Annotated in this window: 13 protein-coding genes and 1 pseudogene; 7 read left to right on the forward strand and 7 right to left on the reverse strand. The window is 70.5% G+C overall.

The genetic code is table 11. The features are described from left to right. Positions 1-158 precede the first annotated feature (158 nt). The 3 genes from QRX50_RS47695 to rsmD all read right to left on the reverse strand — a co-directional run bounded on the left by QRX50_RS47695 (position 159) and on the right by rsmD (position 2189). The gene (locus tag QRX50_RS47695; protein ID WP_285969633.1) at positions 159-872 is read right to left on the reverse strand and encodes a ribonuclease domain-containing protein; all 714 of its coding nucleotides are present in this window, start codon (positions 870-872) and stop codon (positions 159-161) included. 215 nt (positions 873-1087) lie between these two features. Then, complete coding sequence (gene coaD, locus QRX50_RS47700; protein WP_285969634.1) at positions 1088-1570, reverse strand: pantetheine-phosphate adenylyltransferase; 483 nt, start codon at positions 1568-1570, stop codon at positions 1088-1090. 52 nt (positions 1571-1622) lie between these two features. After that, positions 1623-2189 (reverse strand): 16S rRNA (guanine(966)-N(2))-methyltransferase RsmD, encoded by a 567-nt coding sequence (rsmD, locus tag QRX50_RS47705; RefSeq protein WP_285969635.1) that lies wholly within the window; start codon positions 2187-2189, stop codon positions 1623-1625. A gap of 121 nt (positions 2190-2310) precedes the next feature. Here rsmD and QRX50_RS47710 point away from each other — a divergent pair, with 121 nt between their 5' ends. The 4 genes from QRX50_RS47710 (at position 2311) to QRX50_RS47725 (ending at position 7567) form a co-directional block, all read left to right on the forward strand. Then, positions 2311-4431: a HelD family protein gene (locus QRX50_RS47710; RefSeq protein WP_285969636.1), complete on the forward strand. Its 2121-nt coding sequence runs from the start codon at positions 2311-2313 to the stop codon at positions 4429-4431. Positions 4432-5299: 868 nt separating this feature from the next. After that, positions 5300-6295 carry an LLM class flavin-dependent oxidoreductase gene (locus QRX50_RS47715; protein WP_285969637.1) on the forward strand — a complete coding sequence of 332 codons (996 nt, stop codon included), beginning with the start codon at positions 5300-5302 and terminating at the stop codon, positions 6293-6295. 162 nt (positions 6296-6457) lie between these two features. Further along, positions 6458-7180, forward strand: coding sequence for a hypothetical protein (locus QRX50_RS47720; protein ID WP_285969638.1), 723 nt, complete (start codon positions 6458-6460; stop codon positions 7178-7180). Then, entirely contained in the window at positions 7181-7567 is a 387-nt protein-coding gene (locus tag QRX50_RS47725; RefSeq protein ID WP_285969639.1) for a GntR family transcriptional regulator, read from the forward strand. Positions 7568-7717: 150 nt separating this feature from the next. Here QRX50_RS47725 and QRX50_RS47730 read toward each other — a convergent pair whose 3' ends face one another. The 3 genes from QRX50_RS47730 to QRX50_RS47740 form a co-directional block, all read right to left on the reverse strand. Then, positions 7718-8515 carry an arginase family protein gene (locus QRX50_RS47730; protein ID WP_285969640.1) on the reverse strand — a complete coding sequence of 266 codons (798 nt, stop codon included), beginning with the start codon at positions 8513-8515 and terminating at the stop codon, positions 7718-7720. Between the two features lie 121 nt (positions 8516-8636). Beyond that, positions 8637-12014: a pyruvate carboxylase gene (locus tag QRX50_RS47735; protein ID WP_285969641.1), complete on the reverse strand. Its 3378-nt coding sequence runs from the start codon at positions 12012-12014 to the stop codon at positions 8637-8639. A 142-nt stretch (positions 12015-12156) separates the two neighbouring features. Beyond that, on the reverse strand, positions 12157-13089 hold the full coding sequence (locus tag QRX50_RS47740) for a S8 family peptidase (protein WP_434533221.1): 933 nt from the start codon (positions 13087-13089) through the stop codon (positions 12157-12159). Positions 13090-13227: 138 nt separating this feature from the next. Between QRX50_RS47740 and QRX50_RS47745 the strand changes: the two genes are divergently transcribed. Both QRX50_RS47745 and QRX50_RS47750 read left to right on the forward strand, forming a co-directional pair. Continuing rightward, on the forward strand, positions 13228-13551 hold the full coding sequence (locus QRX50_RS47745) for a DUF4288 domain-containing protein (RefSeq protein ID WP_285969643.1): 324 nt from the start codon (positions 13228-13230) through the stop codon (positions 13549-13551). A 115-nt stretch (positions 13552-13666) separates the two neighbouring features. Beyond that, a pseudogene (locus QRX50_RS47750) lies at positions 13667-14664 on the forward strand (IS481 family transposase). Here the strand turns inward: QRX50_RS47750 and QRX50_RS47755 are convergent. Next, positions 14661-15878, reverse strand: a complete 1218-nt coding sequence (locus QRX50_RS47755; RefSeq protein ID WP_285969644.1) for an erythromycin esterase family protein — start codon at positions 15876-15878, stop codon at positions 14661-14663. The pseudogene QRX50_RS47750 and the gene QRX50_RS47755 sit on opposite strands and share 4 nt — an antisense overlap. A gap of 31 nt (positions 15879-15909) precedes the next feature. Between QRX50_RS47755 and QRX50_RS47760 the strand changes: the two genes are divergently transcribed. Next, the gene (locus QRX50_RS47760) at positions 15910-16548 is read left to right on the forward strand and encodes a TetR/AcrR family transcriptional regulator (RefSeq protein WP_285969645.1); all 639 of its coding nucleotides are present in this window, start codon (positions 15910-15912) and stop codon (positions 16546-16548) included. Positions 16549-17314 lie beyond the last annotated feature (766 nt).

Below are 17314 nucleotides of genomic sequence, written 5' to 3' on the forward strand. Positions count from 1 at the left end.
CAAGCAGTAATCCCCGTTCGCTACCGATCAGTCTGCCCGCTTGCCGGCCTGAACCGGTGAACGCGCGCCGGACTGGGCGTGTCCTCTCGCGAACGGCTTCTGACGCAGCGTGCCGCCCCACCCGGCGCGGGTGGGGCGGCACGGGAGGAACAGCGGCGTCAGGAGTTGAGGTCGATGCTCTTGAACGTGGAGTAGCGGTCCGGCGTGTAGGCCAGCTCGCCGCCCTTGCCCTTGATCACGCGGTCGTTGGTGCCCACCGGGAACAGCTGGTAGTAGCCCGCGGCGCAGGCCGGCAGCACACCCTCGCGGTTCTCGTAGGTCTGGCCGGTCGCGCCGCTGCGCACCTGGTTCACGACCGACTTCGCGGCCGAGGACAGGGTGGAGTAGCCGATCTTCGCCAGGCCCGAGAGGTCGCCGCAGGAGCCGGTGTCGCCGCCGCCACCACCGTTGACGTCGATGACCTTGAAGGTCTCGTAGTGGTCACCGGTGTAGAAGTACTCGCCGCCCTGACCGGTGATGATCCGGCGCGTGCCGCGGTTGCTCGCACCGGGCGTGGGCACCGTGTACTCGTGGTAGTAGCTCGAAGCGCAGGACGGCAGGATGCCCTCGCGGTTGTCGAAGACGACGCCGTCGTTCTTCGGATACGGGAAGGGCCCGCCCTTCTGGATCAGGTTGTAGGTCGTCGTCGCCTCCGCGGGGAGCGAGGACAGCGACGTGTGCGAGAAGCCCGACAGGTTGCCGCAGGAGTTCTGCAGCACGGACGCCGGCGCCGCCGGGGCAGCGGGCGCCGCGACCGCGGCGGTGCCCAGCCCGAGGAATCCGACCAGCAGCGCGAACAGGACGGTCGCTAAGCGCGAACGGTGGTTGGCCATTTTCGGACCGTAACCCGATCGGATGGTCGCGAGGCTGCCGTCAAGTGAACAGCTTCGAGCGTTCCCCGAAGTCCCGACGATGGTCGCCACCCGTTCGGGCGAATGCGCCGGGTGAACGTGCGAGACCGCTCGGTTCTTGTTCTCGACCAGGCGGATCCTGGTCGAGAACGGACCCGTCCTGTTCGGAACTCACCGGACCTTGTCCGGGAACGAACTCAGCCCTGGTGCGGGAACACCTTGCGCAGCCGTTCGAACACCACCGGCGGCACGAGCCGCTCGACGTCGCCGCCGAGCGCCGCGACCTCCTTCACCAGCGAGCTGGAGACGAAGCCGTAGACCGGGTTGTTGGCCATCAGCAGGGTCTCGAGGCCGGTGAGCTCGCGGTTCATCTGGGCCATCTGCAGCTCGTAGTCGAAGTCGCTGACCGAGCGCAAGCCCTTGGCGACGGCCGCGATGTCGTTCTCGCGGCAGTAGTCCACGAGCAGGCCCTGCCACGAGTCCACGCGCACGTTGGGGAGGTTCGCGGTGATCTCGCGCAGCATCTCCAGCCGTTCCTCGACGCCGAAGAGGCCCTTCTTGCTCTTGTTCACCCCCACCGCGACCACTACCTCGTCGAAGAGGAAGGAGGCCCGCTCGATGATGTCGAGGTGTCCGTTGGTGGCCGGATCGTAGGAACCGGGACAGACCGCACGCCGCATGCGCGGACGCTACCAAGCCGCGACGCTGCGCGCGCACTTCGTGACTGCTGCGTCACACCTGCGCGCGACGCGTGTACTCGGCCCAGTGCAGTGCGGTGTCGCCGTACTTCTTGTCGCGCGTGGGCGTGTAGGCGCCGGGCCAGTCGGGCGCGCCGTCACGAGCGGCGCGTTCGATCACCACCAGGGCGCCGTCGGCGAGCCAGCCGCCTTCGTCGAGCGCGGCCAGCACGGAGCCGAGCGCTGCGGCGTCCACGGCGTAGGGCGGATCGGCGAGCACCACGTCGAACTGCGCCGGCGCGGGCGCGGCGACCACGGCCTCGACGGGCGCGGCGCGGACGGTGCCGCCCAGGCCCAGCGCCCCGACGTTGCCGCGCAGCACGTCGGCCGCGCGGCGGTCGGCCTCGACGAACCACGCGTCGGCGGCGCCGCGGGAGAGGGCTTCGAGGCCGAGGGCGCCGGAGCCGGCGTAGAGGTCGAGCACGCGGGTACCGTCGAGCTCACCGGCCACTTCGAGTGCGTTGAACAGGGCTTCGCGCACGCGTTCGGACGTCGGGCGGGTGCCTTTGGGCGGCACCTTGAGCCGCCGGCCGCCTGCCTTCCCCGCCACGATCCTCGTCACCCCGCCATCTTCGCCGAACGTCGCGGTGTGGCGTTGGGCAGGACTTACTGAACCTCGCGCGCGCGGGCGCGTAGAGTCGTTCTTCGCCCTCGTGAGGCATCGAGTCGTTTAGGAGCGTTGCGTGTCGGAACCCCGGGTGAGACGGGCGGAGATCGCCGTCGAGCAGGCCCACGTGGATCGGGTCTACACCCGGCTCGCCGAGCTGCGGGTACAGGCCGAGGCGATGCGCACGAAGGGCTACGAGCTGGGGCAAGGCGCCCAGCGCGAGGCGATTTTCGAACAGGCCTCGATGCTTTTCGAACGCGACATGATGGTCTTCCACGCCAACCAGACCCTCCAGACGCTCGACGCCGAGTACGAGGGCCTCGTGTTCGGCCGGCTCGACCACCTCGACCGCGACCACATCTACGTCGGCCGCCTCGGCATCCGCGACAACGAGTTCGACAACCTCGTCACCGACTGGCGCGCGCCCGCCGCCGCCGCGTTCTACCAGGCCACGGCCGAGGAGCCGATGGACGTGGTGCGCCGCCGCGTCATCCGCTGCTCCGGCCAGAACGTGCTCGACGTCGACGACGACGTGCTGATCCCCGACGCCGTGCCCGAGGACATGCAGGTCGTCGGCGAGGGCGCGCTGATGGCCGCGCTCGGCCGTTCCCGCGGCGAGAAGATGCGCGACATCGTCGCCACGATCCAGAAGGAACAGGACGAGGTCATCCGCGCGCCGTGGCGCGGCGTCACCGAGATCACCGGCGGCCCGGGCACGGGCAAGACGGCCGTCGCCCTGCACCGCGCCGCGTACTTGCTGTACCGCCACCGCCGCCAGCTCGGGGGCGCCGGCGTGCTCGTGATCGGGCCGTCCGGGGTGTTCACCACCTACATCTCGCGGGTGCTGCCGTCGATGGGCGAGACGAACGTGGAGCTACGCGCCCTCGGCGAGGTGCTCGACGGTCTCGCTGCCACGCGCCAGGACACCTCCGCGCTCGCCGCGATCAAGGGCTCGCTGCGCATGCGGAAGGTGCTGCTGCGCGCGCTGCGCGACACGCCGCCGGAATCGCCGCAGGAGATGCGCATCGTCTACCGCGGCGAGGTGCTCAAGCTCTCGGCGCGCGAGCTGGAGAAGGTGCGCCGCAAGGCCCACACCCAGGGCGCTCCCCCCAACCGGGCGCGCGTGCGCACGGCCGAGCTGCTGCTGGGCGCGCTCGCCGACAAGGCCGAGGAATACGCGAAGCAGGACGGCAAGCAGCTCGACCGCGCGGAGCTGATCACCGACCTCGGCGAGCGCATCGAGTTCCACCGCTTCCTCGTCGTCTGGTGGCCGGTCCTGTACCCGGCGCAGATCCTCAAGTGGCTCGGCGACGAGAAGCGCCTCGCCGCGGCCGCGAAGGGCGTGCTCAACCGCCACGAGATCTCCCTCCTCGCCGCCGACTTCGCCGACCGTTCGCGCGGCTGGTCCGTCGCCGACGTCGCGCTGCTCGACGAGCTGCGCGTCCTCGTCGGCCCCGAGCCCAAGCGGCGCCGGCGCCAGACCGTCCTCGATGCCGAGCCCGAACGCGGCACCGGCGGCGGCACCCACCGGCCCGAGCACTACGACGAGTACTCCCACGTCGTCGTCGACGAGTCCCAGGACCTCTCCCCCATGCAGTGGCGCATGGTCGGCCGCCGCGGCAAGTACGCCAGCTGGACCGTCGTCGGCGACCCGGTGCAGAGCTCCTGGCCCGATCCCGACGAGGCCGCCGCCGCGCGCGACCAGGCCTTCGGCGTGAAGACCACCCGCCGCCGCTTCACGCTGCGCACCAACTACCGCAACTCCGCGGAGATCTTCGACCTCGCCGCGAAGGTCGTCACCGGCCACGCCCAGGCCGACGAGCTCCCCCGCGCCGTCCGCACCACCGGCATCGAACCCGAGGTCCGCCCCGTCGAAGCCGGCGCTCTGGAAGGCGCGACGCAGGCCGCGGTGAAGGAACTCCTCGGCTCCGTCGAGGGCACCGTGGGCGTCATCACGGCCATGGACCGCGTCCCCGAGGTCACCGCCTGGTTCACCGACGAGACCGACGAACGCCTCAAGGTCGTCGGCAGCCTCGACTCCAAGGGCCTCGAGTACGACGCCGTCGTACTCGTCGAACCCATGGACCTCGTCACGGAATCCTCGACGGGCCGCCGGGTCCTCTACGTCGCCCTCACCCGGGCGACCCAGCACCTCATCGTCCTGGCCTCCAATCCGGACTGGCTGCCCACCACCTGACCCCCGCCCGTCGCCCCTCAACGGCGACGGGCGTCGGTCTCGGCGACGAGCGCCTCTCCGCGGCCGCGAAGGCGTGCTCAACCGCCACGAGATCTCCCTCCTCGCCGCCGACTTCGCCGACCGTTCGCGCGGCTCGTCGGTCGTCGACATCGCCCTACTCGACGAGCCGCGCGCCCTGTCGGCCCCGCTCTCGGGTCCCGCACCCGCCGCGCTCCCCGCCCTACAAGCACTGGCCGGCCCACGCCTCGGCCGGGGTGGGTCAGCGCCAGTTCGCCGCTGATCGGCGACCGACCCCGACCCCGGCCACACGGCCGCGGCCGGGGTCGGCCAGTGCCGTTCGCCGCTGATCGGCGACACCCGCGCGACCCAGACGCCGAACGCCCGGCTGGGCCGACACGGCCCTCGACCACCAGCGCCGTGTCGGCCAGGCGTGCCTCGCGCCCACCAGGGACTCGCACCCCTTCGCCTGAGCATGAGGCTCGCCACAAACAGGCCACGCCCGCCGGCTCCGCCACGCCCGCGCCGTGTCGCCGGCAGCTGCCGGCGACACGGCGTGTCCCGGATTCGCCACTGATCGGCAAGGCCGCGCCCGCCGCCGCGACCGAGACCTGCACCACCGAACCCGGCCCGCCGGCTGAGGCCACCCACCCGAATTGACCGTGGCACAAGCCCGGCCCCCGGCCTGACCACGGGTTCGCCGCCGAGTGGCGAAACCGTCGCCGCCCGGCGGCGAACCGTCGGTGCGTCGCCGAGTGGCGAAACCGTCGCCGTCCGGCGGCGAGCCGTCGGTGCGCCCGATCCCGGCCGAACGCCGGCCGGCCCTGGCTCGCCGGGAAGGGAACAGGCGCCGTGTGCGTTACTGCTCATCGTGAGTTCTCTGCCTGACGTCCCGCTGTCCGTGCTCGACCTCTCCCCCGTCTCGGACGGGCACGGGGTCGGCGAAGCGCTGCGCAACACCATCGACCTCGCCCGTCACGCCGAGCGGCTGGGGTACCGCCGCTATTGGCTCGCCGAGCACCACAACATGCCGGGCATCGCCAGCTCGGCCACGGTGGTGCTGATCGGGACCGTCGCCGACGCCACAGAATCGATCCGCGTGGGGTCGGGCGGCATCATGCTGCCCAACCACGCGCCGCTCGTGGTGGCGGAGCAGTTCGGCACGCTGGAGGCGCTGCACCCGAACCGCATCGACCTCGGCATCGGGCGCGCGCCCGGCACCGACCAGCGCACGGCGCTCGCACTGCGCGGCCCCGGCGGCCTGTCCGCCGAGAACTTCCCCGAGCAGCTGATGGAGCTGCTCGAGTACTTCGAGACCGACCCGGCGCGCGGCGTCAACGCCGTGACCGCCGAGGGCAACAAGCCGCCGCTGTGGCTGCTGGGTTCGTCCGGCTTCAGCGCGCAGCTGGCCGGCCGCCTCGGTGTGCCGTTCTCCTTCGCGCACCACTTCGCGGCCGAAAACACGCTGCCGGCCGTGCAGCTCTACCGCGAGAACTTCCGCCCGTCCGAGACGCTGGCCGAGCCGCACGTGATGCTCGGCGTGTCCGTGGTCGCCGCGGAGACCGACGAGCGCGCACAGTTCCTGGCCGGCCCCAGCGGGCTGACGTTCCTCAGCCTGCGCCGCGGCCGCCCCATCGCGCTGCCGACGCCCGAAGAAGCCGCCGAGTACCCGTACAGCGAGATGGACCGCGCGTTCCTCGCCGACCGGTTCGGGTCGAGCATCATCGGCTCGCCCGAGACCGTCCGAAAGGGACTCGACCAGCTCCTCGCCGACACGGGCGCCGACGAGCTCATGGTCACCACCATGGTCCACGGGCACGAAGACCGCGTGCGCTCCTACGAGATCGTGGCAGACCTCAAGAACTGACGGCACGCGGAAGAGAGATCCCGGCCCGGGTGGCCGGGATTTTTCTTTTCCGCTCCCCGCAACGAACTCCGCGTCGTCGCTCAACGGCAACGCGGACTGCGTGGTGCACGGCACCCATCCATCTTGTATCATTCACTTGATACAAGACAGGGGGATCACACCATGCACCTCGACTCCATGGTCGGCGTCGCGATCTTGTGCGGGCTGTTCGGCCTGATCATCCTGGTCGCGCTCTGGCCAGGCCGACGGCAGGGCGCACGCCTGCTCGCCAAATGGGGCTTGCCGGACGCGAACCCGGATCAGGTGTCCGTGGCCGTGCTCTACCTGCGCCGCCGCAGGTTCTGGTATCCGTGGCTCTTCGTGGGCCTCCCGTTCATCCCGGGCGCGGCGGACTTCGCGAACGCCAACGACCTCAGCGCGATCATGCCCGTGCTCCTCCTCGGCGGGTTGATCGCCGAAGTGCTCGCGCAACGCCCATCGCCAAGCACGCGACGCGAGGCCGTGCTGGCGCCGCGCGGCATCCTCGACTTCGCGCCGCTGTGGGCGATCATCGTCACCGCGCTGGCCGCGCTCGCCGCCGCGATCCACCTCGCCGTGATCGGCGAATGGACGCTGTTCGGCATCACCGTCGCGGCCACCGCCGTCGCGTGGGGCGTGGTGCTCCTCGCCGTCCGGCGGCCGGCCGCGGGAGATCCCGACGTCGACCTCGCGCTGCGTTGCCGCAGCGCGCGCGTCGCACTCGGGCTCGCCACGGGCATGTGCGCCACGACCGCCTGGCCCGGCGGCAACTTGCCGTCGTTTCTGGCGTTCGTCGTCACGCTCGCCGCGTTCATCGCGATCGCCACGCCGCCGCGGAAACTGCCCGCGACCGCGGCGGCGAAGTAGATGCCGCTGCGAGTGACCGTCGACGCCGACAACGGCGTCGCGCCCTGGCGTCAGGTCCACGACCAGATCGTCCGCGCGATCGGCACCGGCGCACTACTGGTCGACGCCCGGCTGCCACCGATCCGTCAGCTGGCCCGAGACCTCGGGCTCGCCTCCGGCACGATCGCCCGCGTCTACCGCGAACTCGAGGCTGCCGGCTGGGTGACCACGGCTCGGGCGAAGGGAACAGTCGTCACCGGCTCGGCCGAGCGGCCGGACCGCGAGTCACTGCTCCGCGACGCTGCCACCGAGTACGCCCAACGCGTCCGGGAGCTGGGTGTCGATCCGAAAGAAGCCATTGACGCCGCGCGTGCGGCCCTCAGCGACGTTCCGCAAGACCAGCAGTAGTCGCCGATCCCCGGCCGGCGAACAGTTCGCCATTTCGCAGACCATCTCCGATACGGCTCGGGCGCACCTCCTCCTGGCCGTACTCACTCGTGGTCGCGCACCGGGGCGAAGATCACCGCGGAAGCGGAATCCGCCTGTGGGCAAACGGGTTCAGTCCTGGAGCAGCACCCTCCCCACCGCGGCGATCACGGGCTCGAGAACCTCGAGCTCCGTGCCCACGCACTCCGTGATCCCCGCGCCGATGACGTCCATTTCGGACAGTGCATCGATCGCCCGGACAAGCTCGCTGACCGTCAGCCCACCGGGCTCCGGGTAGTTGACGCCGCCGAACGACGCCGGGTCCAGCACGTCGAGGTCGAGGTGCAGGTACACCTGCTCGGCGCCGGACTCGCGCAACGTCGCGGCGGCATCGTCGGTGCGCACAGCCAAACCCCGGCCGATGGCCTCTTCCTCCGGGGCGTCGAAAGTCCGCGCTCCGAACAAGGCCACCCGGCCGGCTTCGACAGCCGGGTTCGCCGCGAACTGCTCGTCGCCTTCGCCGAGCAGCGACCGCAGCACCATGCCGTGGAACGCGCCCGAAGGTGACGACGCCGCCGTGTTCAGGTCCGCGTGCGCGTCGAACCAGGCGACGCCGAGCGCCGGCCCGTAGCGGTACCGCGCGACGCCGATCGGCACGAGTTCGACTCCGCAGTCGCCGCCGATCGTCAGGACCGGGCCGCCGGGTGCTTCGAGCGCGGCGAGCTGCGCCCCTCGGTTCGTGCCCGTGAGCACGGCCCGGTTGGCGACGCCCGACACCACGTCGGAGGTTTCGGGGTCCTGGTGGATGTGGTGCACCGGCAGGCCCAGGACGTGCCCGGCCAGCTCGGAAAGCGCGAGGCAGCCCTCGACCAGTCCCCGTGCCCGGGGGCCGATCGCGCCCTGCCACTGCGGCACCGCGTTGATCAGCATGTGCCCGACGTTAGCGCGGCGACGGCCGGCAAGACGAGCCCGAGACGGCGCGAACGGTCCATTCGCGCCGTGATGGCGCGAATGGACCGTTCGCGACGGTCGAGACTGGCGCCGCGGGGCGCTACTCGAGCACGATGAGGAGGTCCCCGCCCTCGACCTGCTGAACGGAGGTGATCGCCAACCGCCCGACCTTGCCCGCCGCCGACGCGGTGATCGAAGCTTCCATCTTCATGGCCTCGATCGTCGCCACGGTCGCGCCGGCCGCGACCTGATCGCCTTCCGCCACCTGCAGCGTCACCACACCGGCGAAGGGCGCAGCGATCTGCTTCGGGTTGCCCTTCTCGGCCTTTTCGGTCGCGGGGATTTCCGAGGCGATGGAACGGTCGCGGATCTGGATCGGCCGGAGCTGGCCGTTGAGCGTCGACATCACCGTGCGCACACCGCGCTCGTCGGCCTCACCGATGGCTTCGAGCTCGATGAGCAGCCGGACGCCGGGCTCCAGGTCGACCGCGTACTCCTCACCCGGGCGCAAACCGTAGAAGAAGTCCTTGCTGGACAGCACACTCGTGTCGCCGTAGGCCTCGCGGTGGGCTTCGAACTCCTTCGTCGGGCCGGGGAAGAGCAACCGGTTCAGGGCGCCGCGCCGGTTCTCGGTGAGGTCCTTGCGGTCCTCTTCGGACAGTTCCGCCACGGGCTTGGCCTCCGAACGGCCCTCCAGAGCCTTGGTGCGGAACGGCTCCGGCCAGCCGCCCGGCGGGTCGCCGAGCTCGCCCCGCAGGAAGCCGATCACGGAGTCCGGGATGTCGAACTTGTTGGGCTCGGCCTCGAAGTCCGCGGGTGAGACGCCGGCCCCCACGAGGTGTAGCGCGAGGTCGCCGACCACCTTGGACGAAGGCGTGACCTTCACGAGGTGGCCGAGGATCTTGTCAGCCGCGGCGTACATGGCCTCGATGTCCTCGAAGCGGTCACCGAGGCCCAGCGCGATCGCCTGCGTGCGCAGGTTGGAGAGCTGGCCGCCCGGGATCTCGTGGTGGTACACGCGACCGGTGGGCGACGCGAGGCCGGCCTCGAACGGCGCGTAGATCTTGCGCACGCTCTCCCAGTAGGGCTCGAGGTCGCCGATCGCCTGCAGGTCGAGGCCCGTCGTGCGGTCGGAGTGGTCGGTCGCCGCGACGATCGAGCCGAGCGAGGGCTGCGAGGTGGTGCCGGCCATGGACGAGACGGCGCCGTCGACCGCGTCCGCGCCGGCCTGGATGGCGGCGAGGTAGGTGGCCAGCTGGCCACCCGCGGTGTCGTGCGTGTGGATGTGCACGGGGAGGTCGAACTCCTTGCGCAGCGCCGTCACGAGCTTCGCGGCGGCCGGTGCGCGGAGCAGGCCCGCCATGTCCTTGATGGCCAGGATGTGCGCCCCGGCGCCGACGATCTGCTCGGCCAGCTTGAGGTAGTAGTCGAGCGTGTAGAGATTTTCGTTGGGATCGGACAGATCGGAGGTGTAGCAGAGCGCCACTTCGGCGACAGCGGTGCCGGTTTCCCGCACGGCTTCGATGGCCGGCCGCATCTGCTCGACGTCGTTAAGGGCGTCGAAGATGCGGAAGATGTCGATGCCGGTGGCGGTCGCTTCCTCGATGAACGCGTGCGTCACTTCGGTGGGATACGGCGTGTAGCCCACGGTGTTGCGGCCGCGCAGCAGCATCTGCAGGCAGATGTTGGGCACGGCCTTGCGCAGCTGTTCGAGGCGCTCCCACGGGTCCTCGGCCAGGAAGCGCAGGGCGACGTCGTAGGTGGCACCACCCCAGCATTCAAGGGACAGCAGCTGTGGCACGGTCGCGGCGACGACCGGGGCCACCGCCAGCAGGTCCTTCGTGCGCACGCGGGTGGCGAGCAGCGACTGGTGGGCGTCGCGGAAGGTCGTGTCCGTGACGCCGAGCATCGGCGACTGCCGCAGCCAGCGGGCGAAGCCGGCCGGGCCCAGCTCGGTGAGCTTCTGCTTCGAGCCGTCCGGCGGTGTCACGTCGGCGGGCAGCTTCGGCAGCTTCGCCGTCGCGTCGAGAGTGCGCGGACGCTCGCCGTGGGGGCGGTTCACCGTCTGGTCGGCCAGGTAGGTGAGCAGGCGCGTGCCGCGGTCCGCCGAGTGGCGGGCGGTGAGCAGGTGCGGGCGTTCCTCGATGAACGACGTGGTGACGCGGCCTTCGCGGAAGTCCGGGTCGTCGAGCACCGCCTGGAGGAAGGGGATGTTCGTGGAGACACCGCGGATGCGGAACTCCGCGACGGCGCGACGGGCGCGGCCCACGGCGGTCTTGAAGTCGCGGCCGCGGCAGGTGAGCTTCACGAGCAGCGAGTCGAAGTGGGCGCTGATCTCCGTGCCGGAGAACGCGGTGCCGCCGTCGAGCCGGATGCCGGAGCCGCCCGGGGAACGGTAGGCGCTGATCATGCCGGTGTCGGGGCGGAAGCCGTTGGCCGGGTCTTCCGTGGTGATGCGGCACTGCAACGCGGCGCCGCGCAGGTAGATCTTGTCCTGCGAGAGGCCGAGGTCGGCCAGCGTCTCGCCGGAGGCGATGCGCAGCTGGGACTGCACGAGGTCGACGTCGGTGACCTCCTCGGTCACCGTGTGCTCGACCTGGATCCGCGGGTTCATCTCGATGAACACGTGGTTGCCCTGGCGGTCGAGCAGGAACTCGACGGTGCCGGCGTTGCGGTAGCCGATCTGGCGCGCGAAACGCACGGCGTCGGCGCAGATGCGGTCGCGCAGCTCGGGGTCGAGGTTCGGCGCGGGCGCGAGCTCGACCACCTTCTGGTGGCGACGCTGCACGGAGCAGTCGCGCTCGTAGAGGTGGATGACGTTGCCCTCGCCGTCGGCGAGGATCTGCACCTCGATGTGCCGCGGTTCGACCACGGCCTTCTCGAGGAACACCGTCGGGTCGCCGAACGCCGACTCGGCCTCGCGGGCCGCGGCTTCGATGGACTCGCGCAGCATCGCCGGGTCCTCGACGCGCCGCATGCCGCGGCCACCACCGCCGGCGACGGCCTTGACGAACACCGGGAAACCGAGGTCGTCGGCGGCGGCCACCAGTGCGTCGACGTCGCTGGAGGGCTCCGACGAACCCAGCACCGGCACGCCGGCCTCGCGCGCGGCCTTCACGGCGCGCGCCTTGTTGCCCGTGAGCTCGAGGATTTCGGCGCTCGGGCCTACGAAAGTGATCCCCGCCTGCTCACAGGCGAGCGCCAGGTCCGGATTCTCCGACAGGAAGCCGTAACCCGGGTAGACCGCGTCGGCACCCGCCTTCTTGGCGGCCTTGACTATCTCCTCGACGGAGAGATAGGCGCGCACCGGGTGGCCGGGCTCCCCGATCTCGTAGGCCTCGTCGGCCTTCAGCCGATGGAGCGAGTTGCGGTCTTCGTGCGGGAACACGGCAACCGTGCCCGCCCCCAGTTCGTAGCCTGCGCGGAACGCTCGGATCGCGATCTCACCGCGGTTGGCCACCAGCACCTTGCGGAACATGCCCGGTCCTTCCCGTTTCGGATCGGTAGTGAAGGCACGTTACCCGGTTTTTCTCGCCCTCCGGGAGCTGAAGTCCAAGTGATGGACATCATGCGCGCCGACCTGCGTGCATGATGCGGGGACCTCAGGCTCACCGCAACAGTCAGGACGTGGGCGGGGCCAGGGTGCACAGCAGGCGGTTGGCTGTGCCGGACGGCACGTTTTTCACCACGTCCGGGGTCGCTGCCTGCACCAACGCCTTGTCGACGTCGGCCGGCGCGGTGTCCGGGTGCTGGGATCGGTAGACGGCGGCGGCGCCCGCGACGACAGCCGCCGCCATCGACGTGCCCGATAACGTGCCGACTTCCGACGAGCCCGCGATCGGCGCCGGGATGTCGACGCCCGGCGCGTAGAGGTCGACGGGCGTCCCGAAGTCCGAGAAAGTCGCCACCTGGTCCTGCACGTCGCTCGCCGCGACGGTGAGCGCGGACGGGACCCTCGCCGGCGAAATCTGGCTGTCGTCTTCGCCGCCTTCGCCCGCGGGGACGACAGTCGGCATCACCGCGGCGAGGCCGGCGACGGCGTTGTCCAGTTGCTCGTTGGCGACGCCGCCGATGCCGAGAACGGCGACGGCCGGCTGGTGGGCGTTCTGGGCGACCCAGTTGATGCCGGCGATGATGTTGTCGGTGGAGCCGCCGCCGTCCTTGTCGAGCACGCGGACCGGGAAGATCTGCGCGGCCTTGGCGACGCCGTAGCTGCGCCCGGCGACGATACCGGCGACGCGGGTGCCGTGGCCGTTGGTGTCGGACGTGTCGGCGCCGGTCGTCAGGAAGTCCTTGCCCGGCTGGACGCGACCCTGGAAGTCGGGGTGCTTGGCGTCGACGCCGCTGTCGATCACGTAGACGGTGACGTCGGCGGCGTCGGATTCGTAGCGGTACTTCTGGTCGAGTCCCGTCCTCTGGTCGATCCGGTCGAGCGCCCAGCTCGGGGGGTTGACCTGTGTGCCGCCGGCCGCGAGCGCGGGCGAGTTTCCCGCCGCCACCAGCAGGAACGCCATTGTCGCCGAAAAAAGACCACGAGCCGTTCGGTTCCGCATTCCTGCGTCGTATCCCGGGGGCGGGCCGACGGCAACTCGACGTCACACGATGGGCTGGTCCGTGTTTGGACTCGAAATCCGGTTGCTCGCTCGCGGGTGGGCGGTGAAAGTGATCATGGATCGAATCCAGGGGGAACGATGAGTGCCAACGCGTACGTCGCCGTTGTCCTCTACGAGGCAACGAGCGATTCGCCCACGTATGAACCGCTGTACCGCGAAGACTTCGTGCTCGTGTACGCCCAGAGCGAGGAAGCCGCTCGCGAAGCCGTCGCCCGGCGCGTCGAAGGCGAGACGGGCAGCCACCGCAACGAGCAGGGCGAGCTGATCACAGTGCGCTGCAAGCGAGTGGTCGACGTCGCGCGCGCCCTCGAGGACGACCTCACGCGCGACGCCGACCTGTACTCCCGGCACTTCCGCGATTTCGCCGCCTACCGGCGATTCGAACCGCTGATGACGAACTAGGTGTGATGTCCGGGGACGTTGTTCAGCAGTTCGAGGGTGGTGTCACCTGACAGGTGAGGCCCTCCGGTTGTGAAGTGGAACTGCCTAGGAACCGTTTCACCAGCTGGAGGGCCTCGTGTCCCACCCTAACGCCACGCTGACCCCGATCACTCGTCTGCGGCTGGCCCGTCTGATCGTCGACCACGGATGGACCTACACCGCCGCAGCGAAAATGTTCATGGTCGCCGCGCCCACCGCAAAGAAATGGGCCACCCGCTACCGCGACGAAGGCCCAGGCGGCATGACCGACCGCAGCAGCCGCCCGCACCACAGCCCCACCAAGACCGCACCCACACTCGTGCGCCGGATCGCACGATTGCGGTGGCGCCACCGGCTCGGCCCCGTCCAGATCGCCGGCCGGACAGGACTACCGGCCTCGACGGTGCACGCGGTGCTCGTGCGCTGCCGGATCAACCGCCTCTCCCGCATCGACCGGGTCACCGGCGAGCCGTTGCGCCGCTACGAACACGACCACCCCGGCTCGCTGATCCATGTCGATGTCACCAAGTTCGGCAACATTCCCGACGGCGGTGGCCACCGCTTCGTCGGACGCGGTCAGGGCAAACGCAACCGGGAAGCCACCGCCAAACGCACCGGCCGACGCAACCACCGCTACGAACCCCGCCCCGGCATCAGCTACCTGCACACCGTCATCGACGACCACTCCCGCGTCGCCTACGCAGAAATCTGCACCGATGAACCTCCGCCACCGCGATCGGTGTCCTGCACCGCGCCGTCGCCTGGTTCGCCCAGCACCATGTCGCCGTCGAGCGTGTGTTGTCCGACAACGGCTCGGCCTACCGCTCCCACGCCTGGCATCAAGCCTGCGCCGAGCTCGGCATCACACCGAAACACACCCGCCCCTACCGGCCCCAAACGAACGGCAAAATCGAACGCTTCCACCGCACCCTCGCCGACGGCTGGGCCTACGCCCGCTTCTACACCCGCGACCAGCAACGCCGAGCAGCCCTACCAGGCTGGCTTCACTTCTACAATCACCATCGACCCCACTCCGCCCTCGGAGGCCACCCACCCATCACCCGACTAACCAACCTGCCTGAACATCACAACTAGGCCTTGTCCACATGGTCGCTGACGGACATCGTCGGCAGGTAGACCAGGCCGTCGAAGGCTTGGACGACGTCGACTTGGGTGAACAGGTGGGCGTGGCGCATGCTCGTCGGACCCGCCACGCCCTTCACGCGGTTGGCACGCAGGTCGACCAGGCAGGCGTCGGAGCCGGCGAGAGTGGCTTCGACGCTGTCGTCGGCCGGCGGCGGCAGCTCTTCGGTGTGGACGCGGAAGCCGAGGCGTTCGCCTTCGTCCGGGGTGAGGCCGCTGGTGGTCCCGGTGCCGGCGGTGACGCCGAGGGTGAAGTAGTCGTCGCCGAACTCGGCGGCCAGGTGCGTGCCGGCCGAGGGGAAGACCATGCCGGGCGCCGCGGCGAAGGGGACGCGCTGGAGGTGTCCGTTGTGGACCATCACGACGATCTTCGCGCCTTCGCCGTGTAGCCGGCGAAGCAGCTTCACGGTCGACGCCATGTATGTGTCGCGCGAGGAGCTCTGCATCGACGGCGCGACCCCGGCCATCATGGCCGCCAGCTCGCGCAGGTACATGTCGATGCGCAGGGCGCCGAGGGCGTGGTGCTCGGCGATGGCGTGAGCGTCCCGGTCGCGCCGCTGCGAGTAGACGGGCGCCAGCGACTCCAGGTGGGCCAGGAGGGCGGCGAAGGCCGCCGTTGCGGCGTCGCGTGCGGGGGCAGCCATCGCCGCGTAACGACCAGGGGCGACGGCGCTGCTGACGGACGCGTACGGCTCCGAAGCGGTGAGGCCGGCCTCGACGAGCGAGACGACGTCCGGGGCGACCTCCTCGAGGTAGCGCTGCACGGCCTTCAGCGCGGGCACGGGTGAGCCGCCGGAGCTCGGGACGTCGAGGCCGGCGTAGCGGATGCCGCCGTGGCCGCGGAGCCACGTGAGCATGTCGTGCGCCTCAGGCGAGTCGCCGAGGGAGAAGGTGAAGCCGTCTCGCCCGATTTCGGCGACGTCGCCGGGGGCGCCGCGCAGCCAGCCGTCGACGAGCTCACCTTCGGCGAACCCCGACTCGAACCCGAGCACGGTGAAGCCGCGTTCCTCGACGAGGTGACGGAGCAGCCGGTTGCGCAGCTCGCCGAACTCGCGGATGTGGTGGTTGTTCTCCCCGATCGCGACGATGCGCGCGTCTCCGACCAGGTCGGCGATGGGCGAGACGTCTTCGGGCATGAACGGGGTGCGGAAGTCGAGGTCTGGCATACTGGGCACACTAACGCAACTGGAGTAGCACTTGGCAAGCGAAATGGCCGGAACCCGCCGACCGGGTGGGCGTACGGAGCGGACGCGCCTGGCCGTGCTGCAGGCGACGCTCGACCTGCTCGCGGAGCAGGGCTTCACGAACCTGACGGTGGACGCGGTCGCCGATCGGTCGGGCGTGCACAAGACGACGATCTACCGCCGCTGGGAGTCGAGGGACGGGCTCGTGGCCGCCGCGCTGCGCTTGGGCACCGAACAGCCGTGGACGGCGCCCGACACCGGCTCGCTGGCGGGCGACCTGGCGGAGACGCTGCTGGAACTCGTGCAGTACTTCACCGAGCCCGGACTGCGCGAGCTCCCGACGGCGTCGGTGCTGGCGGCCTTCCACTCCCCGCGCGCGGCGGAGGCGCTGCACGCGTTCTACGAGGACCGGCACGGGCGCTCGGCCGTGATGGTCACGCGGGCGATCTCACGCGGCGAGGTGCCGGCCGGGACCGACGCGGCGGAGGTGGTGCGAGTGGCGAGCGGGCCGATCTTCTACCGGCTGTTCATCTCCCGGGAGCCGGTGACGGCGGCTGACGCCCGGGTGGCGGCGGAGGCAGCCGCGGCGGCGGCGCGGGCGGGGGTGTTCGTGCGGGACTCGGCGCGTGGGGGCGCGGAATCGGGGGCATGATCTCTCGCCGCGGAGGCAGCTGCGGCGGCGGCACGGGCTTGGGGCCTTTGTCCGGGGCTCGGCGGGCGGGGCCGGGGAATTCGGGGCGTGAACTCTCGCCGCGGCGGCTGCTGCTGCTGCGCAGGTGCGGGCTGGGGTGTTCGTGCGGGACTCGGCGCGCAGGAGCGCGGAGATCGGGCTTGACCTCTCTGCGGCCGCGAGGGCTGGGATGTATGTGCGGCACTCGACGAGCGGGGGCGCGGTTTTCTGGGAGGGCTTGGCCTCTGTCTGCGGGCGGCCAAGGCGGAGGAGGCGCGGGCCGACGTTTCGTGAGGGTCGACGGGTGAAGACGCGGAATTGCAGCTGGACCTTGGTGTCGCCGGTTAGTGGCGACGAGTTGCGGCCCGCGGTGATCGTTCCTTTGTCGTCGGGGCAGGGCAGCCCGCGCAGCGATGGGAATCCGGCTTCTCTGCACCGCTGCGGAAAACCGAGATCGATTGCCGGACAGTCCGGGGGCACAGGCGCGCGGCAGAGCGAGCAGGTCGCCTGTCGGTGGGGAGCATCGTCAGACAGCCGCACCAAGCGGATGACGCGCGGACGGTGGCGCGAGGTGGTCCGGAGGCGCCGTCGCCGGCCGTTGGCCTAACGGCGCCACGTGGGGGCCGACGGCGATCGAAGGCTCGGCAAGTGTCCGGTGATCACGAGATCTACAGAGATCATGCCGACATGTACGCGCGCTTGCCGAGCACAGCGCTGCCAATTCCCTCTACGACCGGCCGGCGATCTT

Origin of the sequence: Amycolatopsis sp. 2-15 (assembly GCF_030285625.1) — a bacterium.
GTDB classification, from domain to species: domain Bacteria; phylum Actinomycetota; class Actinomycetes; order Mycobacteriales; family Pseudonocardiaceae; genus Amycolatopsis; species Amycolatopsis carbonis.

Bases quoted from the DNA above. Each gene is read 5' to 3' on its own strand.
- QRX50_RS47695 (WP_285969633.1), bottom strand. From the start codon at position 872: ATGGCCAACCACCGTTCGCGCTTAGCGACCGTCCTGTTCGCGCTGCTG.
- coaD (WP_285969634.1), bottom strand. From the start codon at position 1,570: ATGCGGCGTGCGGTCTGTCCCGGTTCCTACGATCCGGCCACCAACGGA.
- QRX50_RS47720 (WP_285969638.1), top strand. From the start codon at position 6,458: ATGCACCTCGACTCCATGGTCGGCGTCGCGATCTTGTGCGGGCTGTTC.
- QRX50_RS47725 (WP_285969639.1), top strand. From the start codon at position 7,181: ATGCCGCTGCGAGTGACCGTCGACGCCGACAACGGCGTCGCGCCCTGG.
- QRX50_RS47730 (WP_285969640.1), bottom strand. From the start codon at position 8,515: ATGCTGATCAACGCGGTGCCGCAGTGGCAGGGCGCGATCGGCCCCCGG.
- QRX50_RS47735 (WP_285969641.1), bottom strand. From the start codon at position 12,014: ATGTTCCGCAAGGTGCTGGTGGCCAACCGCGGTGAGATCGCGATCCGA.
- QRX50_RS47740 (WP_434533221.1), bottom strand. From the start codon at position 13,089: ATGCGGAACCGAACGGCTCGTGGTCTTTTTTCGGCGACAATGGCGTTC.
- QRX50_RS47745 (WP_285969643.1), top strand. From the start codon at position 13,228: ATGAGTGCCAACGCGTACGTCGCCGTTGTCCTCTACGAGGCAACGAGC.
- QRX50_RS47755 (WP_285969644.1), bottom strand. From the start codon at position 15,878: ATGCCAGACCTCGACTTCCGCACCCCGTTCATGCCCGAAGACGTCTCG.